Source organism: Alloyangia pacifica (assembly GCF_003111685.1).
GTDB classification, from domain to species: domain Bacteria; phylum Pseudomonadota; class Alphaproteobacteria; order Rhodobacterales; family Rhodobacteraceae; genus Salipiger; species Salipiger pacificus_A.
Genome location: NZ_CP022190.1, coordinates 1,257,474 through 1,275,062 on the forward strand (window position 1 = coordinate 1,257,474; position 17,589 = coordinate 1,275,062).

The following is a 17,589-nucleotide window of genomic DNA, read 5'->3' on the forward strand; positions in this document are numbered from 1 at the left end:
TTCCGGCTACTACATTGGATTCACAAGGTGAATCCCTCGCCCCTTTGTGCAACAACGCCCTGTGTATCGCCACGATCAACTCACCCCGGCGTGTACCAGATCGGCGACGTATAGGCGCGTTCCTGATGTTTCCGGAGGGCCTCCTCAGGGGCATCGCGCTTGCCGAAGACCTTTTCGTCATAGGCGATCCAGGTCGGCGTCGGGATCTCAAGGACGCGGACGTAATAGAAGGCGCTTTGCGTCGGATCGAATTCCGGGTCTTCCCAATAGGTGCCGAGGACGGCGCGACCGATCGTGTTGGTGTGGCTCGCGTTTTCGACATCCACGGTGTCGCCCACCGGGCCGCTGCATTTGTCGTCGACGATCTCCCGGTCGGCACAGGCGATGTCGAAGACCTTTTCTTGCGACACGCCATCGGCGTCGAGCCAGCCTTTGACCATCTGGATGCGGTCGATATTGGCGCCATCCGGATCGCGCAGGACGCGGACCATGAAGTTCGGCGCGGCTCCCTCGGGCGCGCTGCTCAGATCGCCGCCCATGGGCACCCCTTGCTGATAGCCGTACCGCGCGAAATCGGGACGGTTGACCTCATCGGGCTCGAAATCCCATCCCCCGAAAACCCGAACCAGAAGTCGCGTCCCGGTGGTTGAGTAAACTTCCTTGCGGTACATCGCGTCCCAGAGCGCCTCGCGCGTGTTGTCCTTGGCCCAGACCCCGGCAAGGCCCGAAGCGAGCGACTCCCAATGGTAGACATTGAGCGAGCCGTCTCCGTCCGGACGCAGGTCTTGGCTGACGAGATCGCTGTAACGGGTGTCGGTGGCCGGCTCCGTGCCGGCGAACTTTCCGAAGAAATTCTCCTCTCGTGTCGAGGCGAGCGACGTATGGCTGTCGGTCGAGCCGATCATGCCGAACTTGAACGGATTGCCTCCAGTTGCCATGGCCTGTTCAAGGCCGATCTTCAACGCGCTGCGGGCGTACTCATGCGGCAGCATCTGCGGCTCCTTCGGGTTCATCCCGAAATCGCCCTTGTCCCATCGGTAGTAGTCGGCGAACTCATCATCCGGCGCGAGCATCGGATGTACCTCGCCGTCGCCCTTGATCTGCGTCGCCTCATAGATCGGCTCCCAGCGCATGCGCCGCTCTGCGTAGGCGGCATCAAGCGGCTCGCCATTCATGCGCTCGACTGCGAACATCAGGCCCTGGCTAAGGTTGCCGCCATGCGCGATGGCAAAAGCGCTGCCGCCGGTCTTCTCCTCGTAGCGCTCCATGTAGTCCCAGAGGTCCTCGGGGTCGGTGGAGTCGAAAATGCTGAACGGGATGACCTGCCGCGCTTCCTCGGCCCCGTCGCGGAAGATGACATTGCGGTGCAAGTTGCGCAGGTCAGGCGAGGAGGTCCACTCGAAACCATGGAAGGCGGTGAAGACACCCGGCTCGTTGTGGTGGTCGACGGCATCGATGATCTGGTTCCAGGCCTTCGCTAGAAGTTTCGGGTTCGGCATAGAATCCTCGAGCGCCGCGCCGGATTGCTTCCAGCCTTGGTAGGCTTCCCAGCCATTCCCGGATTTGACGAGATCGTGGTAGATTTTGCCCTGCGGATCCCGAAGCAGCTCGGGATCGGAGACCTCGATCATCGGCGCGAGACCCAAGTTCTCGGCGTGGTCTGCAACCACGAGAAAATCGAGCGGCCGGATCAAGCGTGCGGGAAGTCCCGTCGAGGAAATCACCTGCTCGCCCTTGGCGAAGCGCAGGGCCTCATCCGGTCCCAGCGTGTTGCCGATCATCCCCGCATCTGTGGAGTAACTGGTGTGGAGATGCGTATCACCGAAGAAGACCCGGTCGGGGTAGCTTTGGTGGAGATAGGGCGAGTATTCCGCGCCGCCGATCTTGATGTCTTCCTCGGTCACGGCGATGTCCTGCGCAGCGAGGGGTAGCCCGAGCACGACGCAGATTATGGAGGTGGAAACGAGACGCATGGCAATCTCCCTGGATTAAATAAGGGCGCGGCAAAGCGGGCGCGTCGGTGCAAAAATTCTGGAGCGGGTCGCTCGGCCAGAAACAATCAATTTTCACCATCACGGTAGCGTGAGGCTCGTTTAAGGGCAACCGCTCCGATCGGCGTGCAGCGCCAGGATTCCTGTTTTTGCGGCTCACCCAGAAACTGAGGCGCAATGGCATGACCGCATCTTCAACCGAGCAGACACAGATCAGGGCAAGGCCACCTCAAGGGTGTCGGAACGCTTGTGCCGCCAACGGCAGGAAGTCCGCACTCGGTGAATTCAGCTTCGGCTTGATGAACGGCGAGGTTTTCTAACCGGCCGTCGGAACCGATTGCGGCCAAAGCGTATTGAGAGCCCTTCTTGTCTGATGCTGCGCCTGAAATGTAAGACCGCTTAACGCAACATGGCGACCTTGCTGTCGGGCGGTAGACTGTGCTCTTCACTTCGTACAGCGTATCTAAAATTGAGCCGTGCGAAGATTTGCTCCAAATGCTTCGAAGGCTGGGAAGCGCTCCTCGGCCTGAGCTGAAACGCCTAATCGAATGGGCGTTCCAGGGCGATAACACTGTCAAGGACCTGCGCAACCTGACCATCGGGACCGCGCGCGTCGCGCGGGTAGTCCGCGATCTCGATCATGTTCCAATCGAACAGCGCTAGGGCGTCAGCAACGTCCTGCGCCTTGGGGAGCTGTATCTCCGGATCGCTCCATGCCCAGGGGGCGAGGCTTCCGTGCCCTGCGATCAAAAGGAGTCCCCCTGGCGCAACGAGAGTAGCCGCGGCACGGAGCAGGGCGGTACGATCAAATTCCAATGGCGTATGGGTGAACATTGAAAGAACCAGATCGAACGGGCCGTCAGGCAGCGTCGTGGAAAGGTCATGACGCAAACAGGTGACCTGCCTTACGACCCCGGCGGTCTCGGCGCTGCGTCGAACCGTATCGAGGGCTGTCTGCGATACATCTACGGCAACCACCTGCCATCCATTCCTCGCAAGCCAAATCGCATCATCGCCACGCCCGCAGCCAAGGTCGACGGCGCGGCCGGCAGGTCGTCCAGCGACGAGGCGTTCCAGTGCTGCGGAGGGGGTTCCACTGCTCGGTCGGGTCATCCCGGACCAATGGCGATCCCAGAACTTTTCCGCGGTGTCGGTATCGAGTATGGTCGGTTTCATGTGGCTTTCCTTCCTTGTTTGCGAAGGCTGTCGAGGCCAAGGAGCGCGAAGAGGATCATTGGATAAAGACAGGCGGCAATCATGGCACGGAGCGAAGCACCGTTCGCCGAAAGGCCGAAGTAGATGCCCGAGACAATTGCGATACCCAGTGTCGCGCCGATCTGCTGAAACGCCTGCAACGCGCCCGAAGCAGCGCCGGATTCTGCCGTAGCGGCCGTCGCCATCACGGACTGGAACAGGGCCACCACGACCGTTCCCATCCCGAGTCCGCAGACAAGGAGCGGGACAGTAAGGTGCCACGGCGCAATGCTGGCTCCGATCTGCAACAGCACCAGAGCAGTCAGCACCATGCCCGCCACAAGGAGTCCTGCGCCAACCCCGATCCTTCGAGGCAGCGGCCAATCGCCCACGCGCGACGCGTTCATCGAGGCCGCCATCACCCCCACCGGAAAGGCTGCCGTGGAAAGCCCGCTTTGCATGGGCGTTAAGCCGAGGGTCGATTGCAAGTAGACTGTCAGCACAAGGAAGAAGCCAGGAATGCCGGAAAACACGAACACGACCCGGCAGAGGCCCTGCAGGAAGGACGCATTTCGCAAAAGAAGGGTGGGGATCAGAGCTGTCCGGGCGCGACGATCTCGCCGCAGCATGTGGCCCACGGTCAACCCCGCCAGCGGCAAGGATGCGACAAGGAGTGCGATGATCGGCCATGGCCAGCCCATCGCGCGCCCCTCGACCAGGGGCAGGGCGAGGCAGACAGTCGTCAGCGCGAAGAGCGTCGTGCCGGTCCAATCCACCGCTTGCGACACGCCTCGTTCTCTTGGCACCGTGAACATCGAGCCTATGACGGCCACAATCCCCAAGGGCACGTTCACTATGAAGATGGCGCGCCAGTCCAAGCCCCAAGGATCGAGCGCGATTAGCCCGCCCCCAAGCACCGGTCCGGCAACCGATGCAAGGCTGGAAACCGCCGCAAACAGGCCGAAGACACGGGTCTTCTCCTCTTGCGGGAAGGTCACGTTCAAGATGGCCAGCACTTGTGGCACCATCACCGCCGCTGACAGCCCCTGCGCCAGACGTGCGCCGATCAGCATGGTGATGCTCAAAGCCCCTGCGCATGCAGCGGACGCGAGGGTGAAACCGATCATCCCCCAGATGAAGAGATGCTTGCGCCCCCAGCTGTCCCCGAACCGGCCCATGGGCAGCATCCCCGCCGCCAGCGCCAGCACGTAGATAGCCGCCACCCATTCCAGCTGTGTCGGCGTGGCCGCCAGGTCGGACTGAATGCGCGGCAAGGCGACGGTGACAATGGTTACGTCGAGGAGATTGATGAAACTGCCAAGGCAGAGGAACCCCATGGCAAGCCATCGGGCCCGCGGAGTGGGCACGGTCATGTCTGAACTCTGGTGTTTGGGTCGAATCTTTCGTAACATCGTATGACACGTTATTGGTGGGCGATCAACTCTCGCATCATCGAAAGTATCATGAGAGGTGTCATGCGAACCGACAGCCGCCTTCCCCGCGTCCTTCACGCGTTGCTGCATCTCGCCGAAATGGACCGCCCAGCTACGTCCGAGGAGATCGCGGTGATGCTGGGAACCAATGCCACCGTCGTGCGCCGCACCCTTGCAGGGCTTCGAGAGGCGGGGCTGCTCACTTCCACCAAGGGGCATGGCGGCGGATGGAGCCTGTCACGGCCGCTGAGCGAGATTTCCCTGCTGGATCTGTACAGCGCACTCGGCTCGCCGGAGCTCTTTGCGATCGCTCCTGACGAGGACCAGCCCACATGCCTGCTGGCCCGAGCAGCAAACACCGCCACGAATGACGCACTTCAGTCGGCGCGGCAGGTCTTCGAAGAGCGTCTCGCAGCTCTCACGGTGGCAGAGATTGTCAGACCATGAGGTGGCCTGAGCGACCGTTAGAGGTCGAGGCTTCGCTCACTCCCGGGCCGAAAGCTCTGCCGCACCTCCGCAGGTAGTCGATACTGATAGGCGATAACCGGCAGCTTCAGGCCGAGTCCGGCCGTAGAGGCAAACGTGTTTAGCGGCGGCTTTGTCCGCTCCTCGCTCGTCCAATGGTCTTGGGGTGAAGGTCCGCTTCACCGTGCGGGGCAACTCGAGAAGACTGTCGAGCTAGGGCTGGCTCCGGTCATGCAAAGCGCCTCGGGCCTCCGGCAGCAATGCGCAGGTAGCCGACATCGCACCGCTGAACACATTTCACGGAAGCTGCGGTTCAGGCTGAGCGCAGCGATCGACCCCTCCGAGCCCCAAGCGGTCATCGATTGCGACGGCGGTTTGCAGTCGCAGCAGAAAGTGCGGGGTAAGGCGCGCTTTAGGCGGGATCGGCGCCATTATTCAACGAGTTTCAGGCAGACCTTCGCTGACAAATATCTTTTATTCAAAACATGTTGCGTTTTGTGTGACCTATGGGAAAGTGTTGGGGATTCAACTTGAAGTTTACCGGCAGAGGATTTTCCAATGATGAAGCTGATCTCGGGCACGGTTGCGTCGGCGATCCTGCTCGCAACCCCGCTCCTTGCCCAGGAAGCCGACCGGCCCAACATCCTTGTCATCTGGGGTGACGATGTCGGCATGTACAACATCTCGGCTTACCATCGCGGCCTGATGGGCGGGTCGACCCCGAACATCGACAGGATTGCCGACGACGGCATGCTGTTCATGGACCACTATGCCCATCCGTCCTGCACAGCGGGCCGCTCAGCCTTCATTACCGGTCAGTATCCGATCCGGGTTGGTCTCGCGACCGTCGGCCTTCCCGGGGCCGAGCAGGGCATGAACGCCGCTGACCCAACGCTGGCGGAAATGCTAAAACCTCTCGGCTATGCGACCGGTCAGTTCGGGAAGAACCATCTGGGCGACCGCGACGAGCACCTACCCACCGCCCATGGCTTTGACGAGTTCTTTGGCATCCTCTATCACCTAAACGCCGGCGAATATTTCGAGCTTTATGACTATCCGGACGATCCCTCGATCCTGGGCGGGGGCGAACAGCGCGGCGTCATTCACTCCTGGGCCGAGGAAGACGGCTCTCAGCGGATTGAGGACAAGGGCGAATTCGGGGCCGAGCGTCAGAAAACTCTCGACTGGGAAATCCTCGAGGAATCCAAGCGCTTCATCACCGACGCTGTCGAAGCGGGCGATCCCTTCTTCGTCTGGCACAACACCACGCGAATGCACCTGAACACGCATCTTTCGGAAGAGTACGACGGCAAGAGCGGGTACGGGCTTTATGCCGATGGTATGATGGAGATGGATGACATCGTGGGTGAGTTGCTGAACCTGGTCGACGAACTCGGGGTTGCGGACAACACCATGGTGATGTTCTCCACCGATAACGGCGCCTATTCCGTCGCATGGCCGGACGGGGGCAACCATCCCTTCCGAGGCGAGAAGGGTGTCGGTGGCTATGAGGGCGGCTTCAAGGTGCCGATGATGGTCAAGTGGCCGGGCGTCATCCCCGAGGGAGAAAGTACGGGCGAGTTCATGTCGATGGAAGACTGGGTGCCGACGATCATGGCACAGCTCGGTCAGCCTGACTTAAAGGAAGAGCTCCTGACCAGCTACACCGCTGGTGAAAAGACTTTCGAGAAAATCCACCTCGACGGCTACGACCAGAGCGCGCTGATCAAGGGCGAGGGCCCGACCCAGCGCAACGAGTTCTTTTACTTCACCGAGACCACCCTGAATGGTGTCCGCTACGGCGATTACAAGCTGTTGTTCAAAAGTCAGGATCGCTGGTTCAACGGCGTACGGCAGGACTATGTCATCCCGCAGCTGGTGAATCTCAAGCTCGACCCATTCGAGCGCTTCACCGAGGCCCGAGGCTACGAAGATTGGCTCGAAGAGCGCTCATGGATCTTTACTCCGATGCTGGGTGTGGTCGGAGAACTGCTGGCGTCCCTACAAGAGTATCCGCCGCGGATGCAGAGCTTCGATTTCGACATCGACGAGATGGTCAAGGGGATTTCCCCGGCTCCGCACTGATGGCGCATTGAAACACAACATGCCCCCGGCAGGTTTCGCCGGGGGCTTTGCATTTCAAAGCCTATCAGCTCCACACCCGTTTCATTTTTGCGTGGGCAGCGAAGAACCGCCGCCGGGCCCTCGCGCGCCGACCTTTACAGATGCGGCGAACGGCAGGAAGGTCCGCCCTGCCGACCTTCATCCTCCGAAAATGCTGCGCGATGGACGAATGGCCGGTCTGGTGAAGCTGCACCGCAGCGATCGGCCAGGGACTGAACGGTAGGTAATGGGATGTGCCGGCTGCTTCCCCCACCGTTGGGTTATCCTGCATTGGGATCATCCGCGCCAAAGGAGAAGCAGCCATGTGTGCGAAGAAGACAGGAAGCATTGAAGACTTGGCGGTTGTCGGCATCGACATCGGCAAGGATACATTCCATCTGGTCGGTTTCGACTGCTCGGGTCAGCTGGTTTTGCGCAAGCAGATCAAGCGGCTTGCGCTGGAGGCAACGTTCGAGAAGTTGCCGCAATGTGTGGTCGGGATGGAGGCTTGCCTCAGCGCCCATTTTGTCAGCCGAACGCTGCGGCGGATGGGGTTCGAGCCACGGATCATCCCGGCGATTTACGTGAAGCCGTTCAACAAGGGTCAGAAGAACGATTACAACGACGCCGAGGGGATCGCCGAAGCCGCTCTGCGGCCGAACCTGCGGACGGTGACGGAGAAGAGCCAGGACCAGCTCGACCTTCAGGCCCTGCACCGGGTGCGCGCGCGGCTGGTGTCGCGGCGCACGGCGACCATCAACCAGATCCGGGCCTTCCTGATCGAGCGGGGCATCACCGTCAGGTCGGGGCTGCGGGCGCTGAAGAATTCCTTTGAGACGATCCTCGAACAGCGGCGGGACGAGTTCTCGCCCCGGATGCGAGGTATCCTGATCGGGCTTTACGGCGACTGGCTCTGGCTGGACAAACGGATCGAGGATGTCTCCGACGAGATCGAAGGGATCAGCCGAACCGAAGAGAACTGCGCCAACATCATGACAATACCCGGCATCGGGCCAATGATCTCGACGGCGATGGTTGCGGCCGTCGGCAAAGGCGAGGCATTCGACCGGGGGCGCGATTTCGCCGCCTGGGTTGGCTTGGTGCCCCGACAGTTCAGCACCGGCGGGCGAACGATCCTCGGCCGGATCACCAAACGCGGCAGCCGCTATCTGAGGATGCTGTTCGTGCAAGCTGCGAAAGTGATCATGATGCGCCCTCACCGATGGTCCGACTTCAGTTTCGGCCCGTGGCTGACCGAGGCAGTCGCCCGTATGCCGCGAAACAAGGCGGCCATCGCGCTTGCCAACAAGCTGGCTCGGACCGCCTGGAGCCTTCTGCGGCACGGCACCCGGTTCGACGCCTCACAAGACGCGGCGATGGAAGCGATTTGACGCCTTCCACAGCCACCAAGGAGTTCGCGATAGAGACGACAGCATGGAACGGAGAAGATACGCCCCCAGAGTCTGACGGCCCAAATGGTCATTTTGGACCTTGCCGGTAATGAGACCACGGCGCGTGCGTAACCCCATCAAGGCCACGGCCCGCGAGCCGATCAACAGGCCGGATACATATGAGCGATTTCCGAAGTCGTGCCAAATTCTTGATTGCGAACAGCAGCCGGCACATACATCTGGGCCGATCCCACTTGACCGGTGGCGCGACTTGAAGACTGCTAAAGAGCATCAATGAACAGGCATAGGTCGCAGCATATCATCGGAGTCCAGGTGGAGTGCGCTGCGCCAGAGCGGCGTTTTGAACACATGACAGGCCTGTTTGCCGAGTGCATCTTCGCGGGTCTCTTTCAGAAATCCCGCCCATTCGAGCGGTCGCAGCACGCAGGATGAGAACGCCGCCATTTCTCGCCACCCTGCAGTGTGCCAATCTTCGGGCTCGCCGTAGAAGATTTTGAACAAGGCAGCCTCGGTCGTGCCAAAATCTGCCTCGACGTTAATCACATTAATCCAGACATCCCATGTTCCGAACGGACGGTCCTCAAAGCGCGCATAGGATGAGTGATCCATCCGGAGCAGAAAGTATGGGATCAGCTCAGAAAACAGTAGAGCCGGGGCTTGCGCCAGCTCTGTACCGCGCTTGGTCAGCCGAAACTCACCCTTGAAGTGACGGCCCAGGCGCAGAGAAATCAGTAAGAAATGCAGAATCTCAAGCGGCGGAAACTCGTATTCATTGATCACCTTGTTGTAGCGAAACATCTCTTCGGCGGTTTTGCCTGGCCAGTCGAAATTCTCGACGGCCCAGTGGACGAAGATGCGCTTGAAGGCCATGTTCTTGGTGAGGCCGATTGCCCCATGCGTGCGCGTATAATGTAGCGTCAGGAGAGCGCCACGGAGCAGTGGCGAATGCGCGAGATCGGGATGCCCGTCAGCAAGAGTGCGGAAATTGATCATGCCAGGATGCTGCCACAGACCGCTCTTGAACTCCATGATCCCGCGCGTGCGCATTCTCTGCTTGGACAAGTTCGCGACCGCAGTGAATGGCCGGTTAGCTGGGCCCAAACTTAGCATGCCAACTTTTCGGGGAACGACGGCTTAGGCCCGTCGCGTCCGGCACCGCGGGAGCGGAAGACCTGGGAGGTAGTGCCCGTCCCTATCGAATAAGAAGCGGTGCGACCGCCTAGAGTTTGGATAGACAACCCGCGAGGCAGTCCGACCGCCCCCATAGGGTGGCTTCGCCGATCATGAGCGGGACGCCACATGCAACCCCACAAAGGAAAACGGCGGAGCAAGAACTCCGCCGTTTCTATAAATCGACCTGTGTCAGAAGTTAGCCTTTGGGGGAGTGATTTCCCCTTGACACCCTTTGCGCACGCTTATGCTTCGTTTTGCGCACTCATATGCTTGCTCTGACTCTGACAGTCAGAGAAAGCAGATGAATGCGCAAAATCAATCACTTCCGATTCGGCGCCAGGAATCCATAAACATTTTCAACAACTTGTCGGACGCGATTCCCAGAGTGAAAGCATATGCCTGCGCAGAAACCAAAAACCTGCGCAGCTTCAGAGGGTTAGCTCATGCGGGCATCCGGACGCCAACTTCCAGGCATGAAAAAACCCGCGCCGAAGCGCGGGTTTCTCGAAGACCGAATTGTCCTGGAAGATCAGGTGCCGATGGCGGCCCGGAACGGCTTGTCCCTCCGGAACATCCGCTCGTAGCTGTCATGGGTGAACGGTGTCGCCAGCTGGTTCATTCCGGTTTTCTCACACCAAGCCGCCACGAAATCCGACCGTTCAACCATCCCTTCCCTCCTGGCAACGGCAAGTGCCACGGCATCGACGACCATGTCGATGACCAGCCCCACCTGAATGCGCCGGCGGTCGCAAGGCGGTGCAGGAAATCTCCCGTCGGTAGACTCGCATCGACATCGAGCCCCGCGCTGATCGCGTAGCTGCCGACGATCTCGTTGAGGGTTTCGTAGTCCTGTGCCGGATGCCCGGGTGCGCTGCTCAGATCGATTTCCTGAAACTCGATCCTGGTCATCAGCCGATCGAGCTGCGGCTCGCGTTGCACATAGCCTCCCAGTTCCGGAACACCCGAAAGGATCAACATGAGGGGCCAGTCATGTGACTTCATGAGCGTCTTGAAAGCATCCAGGACGCTCAGAACCTCGGCATCTGACTTTCCGCGCATGATATGCTGGGCTTCGTCGTAGTAGATCCCGACGACGCCCTGGAGCTTGGCCTGCTTGACGACCAGATCCCAGATCTCAAACTGGGTTTTGCGCGTCTTGTTCGTAATGGGATAGCCCAAGGCGTGCAGCGTCTTGCGACCAAGGTCCTTCCAACTCCCTTTCGCCTCCAGCACGCAGCTAGCAAACCGCGCATCCTTGCCGTCAGGCATGCGAACAGCGCTCTCGTTGAAGCGGTTCAGCATGTCCGAGATCTCGGCTGTCTTGCCAGAACCAGATCGCCCCGTCACAAGGAGGCTGCGTGCCTCGAAGCCCTTCCCGGACTGCAGACGCCCCAGGTGGCGACTGAAGAGCTGCGCGAAGGTCTGCTGAAGTTCCTCGCCCCTGGCGAGCGGGAAATGACGCTGCGCCAGGTCCGCATTCAAGTTTGCCAACGAGGGAATGATGAAGGGGTTGGTCACAGTTTGCTATCCTTGATGGGGAGGAAGGTCATGGTCTTGATGTCGTCAGGGCCTGGCGCCGAAGTGGCCCCCTTCTCTGGGGGTACATCCGTCGGTCCAGCGGACTGTGGCGGAGGTGCGCTTGCCCTGAGAGGCGTCGATGCGGACGGGGGCCTGAACGGTGCCGCACCGGCGGGGCGTGCCGGCACCACACCCGACGTGCGGCCCCTGCTCATGAGGTGCCCGGGTGCGGCAGTCGCACCGACATAGGCGGCGGGGCGCGCTTCGACCTGAAGCAGTTTGCTCGCGCGAGCCTCGAGCTGTGCGAGCGTCTGGTAGCTCGACGGATCGCGGGAATCGGGGAAGAAGCCGGATTCAAACGCGCGACGCTTCATCGCTTCGCCCAGGTGTCGATCATGGAGTTCCCGCAAGCTCGGATTGGACTTCGTCGCAGCCTCCATGATTTCGATGGCTTCTTCGAGCGTCTGGTCCTTGAAGACGGTCATGCTAAGGCGGGCTTCAATCACGGCGTCTTCACCCTCGGCAGTGACATGGACCTTCCGCAGGTCGTCGGGATCGAGGTGAACGGTGACCCGCTTTGGGCTCCCCGCTGCAAAGCGTTGGAGTTCCGTAGAGTTGAACGGGATATTGAACGCCCTTACCCCTTCTGACGTCGTGGTTGCCTGGACCTTCGCGCCCAAATGCAGACACCGGTCGCGCTGCGACGGCGGTTCCATCGGGCCGTAAAGCTTCAGGGCCTCTTCCTGCTTCTGACGAGGGGTCGCACCGTACATCCCGGTGCCGCGATGCGGCCGGAAGGGATACTCATCGATGAAGTATCGTGTGAGGGTGCCATAGAGGTCGTCATGGCTGATTTCGGCCGAGGGCTTGGGCTCGTAGCCGGTCAGTTCGCCAGGGCGGCTACCAGTGTACCCTGGCCGGAAGTTCAGCACGTCCCATTGCGTCGTGCCGAAAAGCCGCTCGACCATCTGCTTGTCCATTGGCTGGTGCGCGCGCGCCGTCATCACGGTCATGCCCATTCCGAGCTGACCCGCATAAACGTCTGCATTCCGGGTGGCCGTGCCATTGTCCGCCAGCGCAAGTCCCAGGCGGACGGGCGGCACGGGATCCTGTTTGCAGCCGTATCGCACCTTCTCCTTCGTTTTGTCCCGCGTCGCCATGCGAAGCAGAGCCTTGCTGTGATCAGCATCGGCCGTTTCAGACATGACCCAGCCCAGCACCTCGCGGGTCGCGATATCAAGGATCACATGGAGCCAGCAGCGTCGGATCTCATTGTCCGCAAGCTCCTGCGGAGCTTCCTTGGGATCGATAACCTCAGCACGTACGACACCATCGCCGGAGGTGAAAATTGACAATAAGTATTGATCCGTTTCGAACTTCTCACCGAATCCCAGGGCGCGCACATCGGTAGAACCAGCTCCCTTGGTGTTGGTCCCATGCCGCGCTCCTCCGCGACCGATCACGGTCACGACACCAGAAATCGCCTTCGCACGCGTGCGGATCGTCGTGATCGAGGGAAAGTTGATGACTTGCGCCATCTCTCGGGGAGAGCGGTGAAAGACTTTTGTCGCCAGCTTGTAAACAGATGCCAATTTTGGCTGCTTAGGATCATGCCAACGGTTCAGGACGTAGTCGATGAACCGCTCTTGCCATTCGCAGAGCCTTGGCTCCCGACGCCCCTTCATGCGGTCACGATCCGCCAAGACGATTGGGTTCTGATCGAAGCGATGATAGACGTCGCGGTAGCTGGCTAGGGTCCGACCTTGCGGGACATCGAAGCCGCTTGCGAGCTTCCCGCCGCGGCGTGTCCCGAGAAAATTGTGCCCAGGCGCAAGCTTTTCCGCGCGGGTCAGTAGCAAACGGCGATGTGTACCGTCCTTGTTCATGCTGCGCTGGGTGAGCTTCACGCCCTCGGCGCGCAGCTCGTTCTGAGCGATAACAAGGGCGAGGCGCGCCTGGACAATCCGCTGGTCTTTTTCCGAAAGCTGCTCAACGCACTCGAGGCCGTCGGTATGCTTGAGCAGGGCCTTCCGCTTTTCAACATCGGCCGGTTTGATGACCTCGCAATCCCGGTGTCGGATTGCAGTCTCCACCCGCTCAAGCGGCAGCGTGAAACACTCGCCGGTTTCCTTGCATTCCACCGCATAACCGCTCTCCTCGCGAACCGACACCGTCAGTTCGCGACCATCCAGCTTCAGGATGGATCCTTTGGGGATGTTGTAGAGCGGTTGCGAGGTCATGCGTTCAGCGCGACCCGGGAGGGGTAATCAATGACCCCATGCATGTCCGTCCAGAGCACATTCTGACCGATGAGCCGCATCGCCGCCTGGTAGCAGCGCCACGGCTCCATGTCGCAATTCGCGATCAGGTCGCTCAGGTACCAATAGCTGGTATTGCGTGCGGCTTCCTCGACGAGCGCATCCGCGTCATCGTCCGACACCTGCAGATAGTCCCAGATACGGCGAAGGTTGTCGCGATAGGCGCGCGTGTAGTCATCGGTGCAGACGACCATGCAGTCGTCAGCAAAGTCCTCGGTGACCGCGGCGAAGATGTCGTCGATTTCGTCCTGGGTTTCGCGCCTCGCCAAGCTCGTCGCGTTGCGGACGAAGACCGCGCGCCGGTAACCGTCCCGGAAGGTCAGCCGCAAGTCGAAGTGATGGGGGTACACTCCCTTCTGGCGACGGCAATAGTAGTAAACAGGGGCAAGCTGCACTTCCAGTCCATAGAGTTCGGGGCTGCGAAGGGCATCCAGGGTGACGGCATATTCGGAATCGCCATCGAAATGGTAAACCTGCCGGATGCCGCCCGTCATCGGCGTTGCCAGAGCTGTCGACACCCGCTTGGCCGTGTCGCTGCGGTTCAGGGGATTAAGAGCACCTGCATAGGGGAGCACCCCGTGGATCGGTGCCACCACTAGGGCGGGCTGTTCCTTTTTGGGTGCCGGTTGGTCCTGCAACCAGTCTTCGTAATTCGACATGCCGTCTCCGTTCCCGGAAACGAGGCGTTTCCGGGGTAGTCATCTTTTCATCCTGGAGCTCAGACCGCGCTTGCCCGGACCGTTTTCGGCCTCTAGCTTGGCAAGTGATACACGGGCGATCTTTGCCCCAACTTCCAGGCGCGCACCCGAGGGTGCGCGTTTTCTTTTGCGCAGGACCTGGCCCTCGTGGACCGCCGACCTTGCACAAGGGGAAGGTCCGCGAATCCGCTGAAAATCCAAAACAGAAAAATGCGCCAGGCCTTGAAGGCTCTTGCTGAATTAGAGTCAACCTACTGAAAATGCGAAAAAATATCGTGTGTATTTTCTTGAAGTGGCCATGTCGAAGACCGCAGGCACAACGTTCTAGGAGCCGGCAGGACGATGGCGGACATGTTTTCGCAAGGCCATGCACAGAACATCGCGAGAAGAAAGTTGCAGCTCTCCCGCCGAGTGGTCATCTTTGACGGAAACAAAGTGGCAATTAGATCGCGCCCTGGTTGCGCGCCGCGCCGCTGTCGACGTTCCCGCAAAATCCGCGCAACTCGGGCGCCGGCGAAGGGCGAGCCGATGGGTGCAGATAGTCCGTCGGTTTGAAGATCGGCAAGTTTGTATCCTTGGCGGGAACAAACTCTAAAAGCGTTAAACCTCGGTCTCAATGCTTTGAAATGGAAGCCGCCCGGCCTCAGCTTTTCACTTCGCTATGGCAGGTATCCTGATGAGACAGCTTTGCTCCGCGCACATGCAGTATAACCCGCAGGAATGCACCAGCAATAAATTTGCCTTTGAACTACTGATCGAGCACTCCGATAAACCTCTCGACATCAAGCAATCACTTAGAGGAACGACCCATTGGACCAGGCCGCGACAGTGTCTTCCCGAGACTACCAAGCCCCATATGAGATTGTCGGAGAACTTGCGCGCTACGTAGTTCAAGCGCGTGACGCCGCAGTGCCCTCCGCGGCCAAGGATCCCGCGCTACAGTGTATATTTGATCTCATCGTGGCTTCCATCGTTGGATTTAGCGACCCGGGACCGACCTCACTTCGCCAAGCCGCCGTAGAGCTTTACGCACCCGGCCACGCTACGATCTGGTTCGCCGACCAGACCCGCAGCGCTATAGGTGCGGCCTGGGCCAACAGCAGCGCTGCGGCAGCCAAGGATCTCGATGACGGCAACCGTTTTGCCGCCGGTCATCCGGGCGCCGCGATCATTCCCGCGGCCCTGGCTACCGCGCAGGAGGTCGGCGCAACGCTAGACCAGACCCTCGCCGCTATTGTCCTCGGCTACGAGGTCGCGGTGACCGTCGGCTCGGCGCGCACGACCTACGGCAGCTCGGGAACTTGGACGCCGTTCGGTGTGGTGGCCACAGTCGCCGCGCTGCGCGGCACCCCACTTGGGGCCATTGAGCACGCGCTGGCGATCGTCGGCGAAAGCGCCCCTAACCAAAGCTTCGCAGGCGGACCTTCGCCGCGCATCCCGCATCCCGAAGGGGCCTCCATCAAGGAAGGCATCCCCTGGGGCGTTGTCACAGGCATGACCGCAGTCGTCATGGCCGAAGCCGGCCACACCGGACCGCGCAACATTCTGGACAGCCGCCGCCACTACGTCTTCCCCGAGGACCTGCGCCTGGGCGCTGCACTGCACATTTGCCAGACTTACTTCAAGCCCTACGCATGCTGCCGCCACATCCACGCGCCGCTTGCCGCCTTGCATCAGGTGATGGCAGATCACGGGGTCAGCGGAGCGGAAATCGACGCGATCCACGTCGAAACCCATCCTCCTGCCTTGCGCATTTCGAATAAGGCCGATCCGGTGAACCTGGTCGACGTGCAGTACAGCATACCCTTCGACCTGGCGCTGTCCGCGTTGCACGGGCCAGAGATGCTTACACCGGTGACCGAGGCTTCCCTTTCGCTTCCGGGCGTCAGGGAGCTGGCCCGGAAGGTCACGCTGGAGGCGAGCGACGCATTCGCCGAGTCCTACCCCAACGAGATCCTTGGCCGCGTGACCCTGACCTGTGGGGACCGCGTTCTGACCTCGGCACCAACCCCGCCCGAGGGTGAGCCGCTGATGAGCTGGCAAGAACTGGACACCAAGTTCCGACGTGCCACCCGCCTGGCGCTTCAGATGGATCGGCAGCAGGCGATCTTGGGCGCAATAGCATCCCTCAAGGCCGGAGAGATGCGCCCGCTTCTGTCCCAGCTTTCCACACCGCTTTGACCGGAAAACGCCGGCCCCTGTCTGGGACCGGCGTTCACCCTTTTTCGTGCGAGGCGCCTGCGCCCTACGCCAGACCAAGCAGCGCCCGAAGCCCCGATGCGCCCTCTCGCGGCAGCAGGTCGTTCAGGGCTCTGTAATTCCGGCCGTGGCAGGCGCCAAGGATCTTGATGCCACTTTCGTGCAGCGGCGCGGGAACGCCTGCCATCTCTGCAAGCATGACCAGCGGCACCAGGCCGAAAGGCACGTCTTCGGTGATGTAGCGGGTCTCGGGATCGACCGGCCCCAGAGGATCGGTTCCGGCCGCGACACGTGCGCGGAATACCGCGTCCAGCCCGCCCTCTGCCTGCGGCCTCACCCTGCGGCCAAAACCGCGAGCAATCGCCAGCCGCTCTGCATCCAGCCCTTCAAGGAAGCGGGCGACGGAAGGCGTCATCAGCGAGTTCTGATGCCACTGCTCCCCGGTCTCTATCCGGGTCAGGTTGCACAGAGCCATGGCCAGGTGAGTCTGCGGGTTGAGGTTGCTGAGGGCGTTGTCCAGAAGGTCGCCGCCATGTTGGAACCGCGGACCAAAGAGCGCCTCGCAAAGCGCCAGGGCGCCGGCGATGTCGCCCCCCGGCAAAGTGCAGATCTCTACCCGCTTGCGCAGCGCCCCCACTCGGATCGCCGGAGGTTCGGGGCTCTTGCAGGTCATGGCGGTGGTGTTCCAGCAGATCACCGGCAGGGACAGGCCCCGCGCGTGCAACGCTTGCCCGAGGTGCAGCGCCGCAAAGGACAGGTGGGCGCTTACGATGATGCTCTGCCCGTCGCGCAGATGCGGCAACAGCGCGTCCAGCACGGCGCGGTGGCCAGTGGCCGGCAAGGCCAGGATGAGGACTTCTGCCTGGGCCAGCTCTGCGATATCCGCGGCCAGCTTGGGTGCGAAACGCTCCTCGACAGCGCCTGAAACGACAAGTTCAGTTACCACCCGCAATTCTGCACCGGAAACGCCGCGCGGCGACCACATCCGGGGGCAGTGACCCGCGTTGGAGAGATAGGCGAAGTAGGCGCGAGCGATATTGCCCGCGCCGACGATACCGACGTTCATGGAGCTTCCTTCGGGTGCG

Annotated in this window: 12 protein-coding genes; 4 read left to right on the plus strand and 8 right to left on the minus strand. The window is 60.9% G+C overall.

Features of this window, described 5'->3' with window-relative positions:
- Positions 1 to 80: 80 nt before the first annotated feature.
- From CEW88_RS18790 to CEW88_RS18800, 3 genes are all read right to left on the minus strand, one after another.
- Positions 81 to 1,973: a DUF3604 domain-containing protein gene (locus tag CEW88_RS18790; protein WP_108969667.1), complete on the minus strand. Its 1,893-nt coding sequence runs from the start codon at positions 1,971 to 1,973 to the stop codon at positions 81 to 83.
- Between the two features lie 558 nt (positions 1,974 to 2,531).
- Complete coding sequence (locus CEW88_RS18795; RefSeq protein WP_108969669.1) at positions 2,532 to 3,167, minus strand: SAM-dependent methyltransferase; 636 nt, start codon at positions 3,165 to 3,167, stop codon at positions 2,532 to 2,534.
- Complete coding sequence (locus CEW88_RS18800) at positions 3,164 to 4,558, minus strand: MFS transporter (RefSeq protein ID WP_254694490.1); 1,395 nt, start codon at positions 4,556 to 4,558, stop codon at positions 3,164 to 3,166. Before CEW88_RS18800 ends, CEW88_RS18795 begins: the two co-directional genes overlap by 4 nt.
- 102 nt (positions 4,559 to 4,660) lie before the next feature.
- Here CEW88_RS18800 and CEW88_RS18805 point away from each other — a divergent pair, with 102 nt between their 5' ends.
- From CEW88_RS18805 to CEW88_RS18815, 3 genes are all read left to right on the plus strand, one after another.
- Complete coding sequence (locus CEW88_RS18805; RefSeq protein ID WP_108969671.1) at positions 4,661 to 5,065, plus strand: Rrf2 family transcriptional regulator; 405 nt, start codon at positions 4,661 to 4,663, stop codon at positions 5,063 to 5,065.
- 576 nt (positions 5,066 to 5,641) lie between these two features.
- On the plus strand, positions 5,642 to 7,168 hold the full coding sequence (locus CEW88_RS18810) for an arylsulfatase (RefSeq protein WP_254694491.1): 1,527 nt from the start codon (positions 5,642 to 5,644) through the stop codon (positions 7,166 to 7,168).
- Between the two features lie 341 nt (positions 7,169 to 7,509).
- Positions 7,510 to 8,577: an IS110 family transposase gene (locus CEW88_RS18815; protein WP_108969673.1), complete on the plus strand. Its 1,068-nt coding sequence runs from the start codon at positions 7,510 to 7,512 to the stop codon at positions 8,575 to 8,577.
- A 291-nt stretch (positions 8,578 to 8,868) separates the two neighbouring features.
- Here CEW88_RS18815 and CEW88_RS18820 read toward each other — a convergent pair whose 3' ends face one another.
- From CEW88_RS18820 to CEW88_RS18835, 4 genes are all read right to left on the minus strand, one after another.
- A complete protein-coding gene (locus CEW88_RS18820) occupies positions 8,869 to 9,627 on the minus strand; it encodes a hypothetical protein (protein WP_108969952.1) in 759 nt (252 codons plus the stop codon).
- 759 nt (positions 9,628 to 10,386) lie between these two features.
- Entirely contained in the window at positions 10,387 to 11,289 is a 903-nt protein-coding gene (locus CEW88_RS18825; protein ID WP_254694492.1) for an ATP-binding protein, read from the minus strand.
- Entirely contained in the window at positions 11,286 to 13,529 is a 2,244-nt protein-coding gene (locus CEW88_RS18830) for an integrase catalytic domain-containing protein (RefSeq protein ID WP_108969675.1), read from the minus strand. The genes CEW88_RS18825 and CEW88_RS18830 overlap by 4 nt, the downstream gene beginning before the upstream one ends.
- Positions 13,526 to 14,266, minus strand: a complete 741-nt coding sequence (locus CEW88_RS18835) for a hypothetical protein (RefSeq protein ID WP_108969677.1) — start codon at positions 14,264 to 14,266, stop codon at positions 13,526 to 13,528. The genes CEW88_RS18830 and CEW88_RS18835 overlap by 4 nt, the downstream gene beginning before the upstream one ends.
- Before the next feature lie 867 nt (positions 14,267 to 15,133).
- Here CEW88_RS18835 and CEW88_RS18840 point away from each other — a divergent pair.
- Positions 15,134 to 16,486 carry an MmgE/PrpD family protein gene (locus CEW88_RS18840; protein WP_438839485.1) on the plus strand — a complete coding sequence of 451 codons (1,353 nt, stop codon included), beginning with the start codon at positions 15,134 to 15,136 and terminating at the stop codon, positions 16,484 to 16,486.
- Positions 16,487 to 16,550: 64 nt separating this feature from the next.
- Here CEW88_RS18840 and CEW88_RS18845 read toward each other — a convergent pair whose 3' ends face one another.
- Positions 16,551 to 17,570 carry an NAD/NADP octopine/nopaline dehydrogenase family protein gene (locus CEW88_RS18845; protein WP_108969681.1) on the minus strand — a complete coding sequence of 340 codons (1,020 nt, stop codon included), beginning with the start codon at positions 17,568 to 17,570 and terminating at the stop codon, positions 16,551 to 16,553.
- Positions 17,571 to 17,589 lie beyond the last annotated feature (19 nt).

What these genes read in the sequence shown, in the direction of transcription:
- CEW88_RS18790 (WP_108969667.1), bottom strand. Translation starts at nt 1,973, where the DNA reads ATGCGTCTCGTTTCCACCTCCATAATCTGCGTCGTGCTCGGGCTACCC.
- CEW88_RS18795 (WP_108969669.1), bottom strand. Translation starts at nt 3,167, where the DNA reads ATGAAACCGACCATACTCGATACCGACACCGCGGAAAAGTTCTGGGAT.
- CEW88_RS18800 (WP_254694490.1), bottom strand. Translation starts at nt 4,558, where the DNA reads ATGACCGTGCCCACTCCGCGGGCCCGATGGCTTGCCATGGGGTTCCTC.
- CEW88_RS18805 (WP_108969671.1), top strand. Translation starts at nt 4,661, where the DNA reads ATGCGAACCGACAGCCGCCTTCCCCGCGTCCTTCACGCGTTGCTGCAT.
- CEW88_RS18810 (WP_254694491.1), top strand. Translation starts at nt 5,642, where the DNA reads ATGATGAAGCTGATCTCGGGCACGGTTGCGTCGGCGATCCTGCTCGCA.
- CEW88_RS18815 (WP_108969673.1), top strand. Translation starts at nt 7,510, where the DNA reads ATGTGTGCGAAGAAGACAGGAAGCATTGAAGACTTGGCGGTTGTCGGC.
- CEW88_RS18820 (WP_108969952.1), bottom strand. Translation starts at nt 9,627, where the DNA reads ATGGAGTTCAAGAGCGGTCTGTGGCAGCATCCTGGCATGATCAATTTC.
- CEW88_RS18830 (WP_108969675.1), bottom strand. Translation starts at nt 13,529, where the DNA reads ATGACCTCGCAACCGCTCTACAACATCCCCAAAGGATCCATCCTGAAG.
- CEW88_RS18835 (WP_108969677.1), bottom strand. Translation starts at nt 14,266, where the DNA reads ATGTCGAATTACGAAGACTGGTTGCAGGACCAACCGGCACCCAAAAAG.
- CEW88_RS18845 (WP_108969681.1), bottom strand. Translation starts at nt 17,570, where the DNA reads ATGAACGTCGGTATCGTCGGCGCGGGCAATATCGCTCGCGCCTACTTC.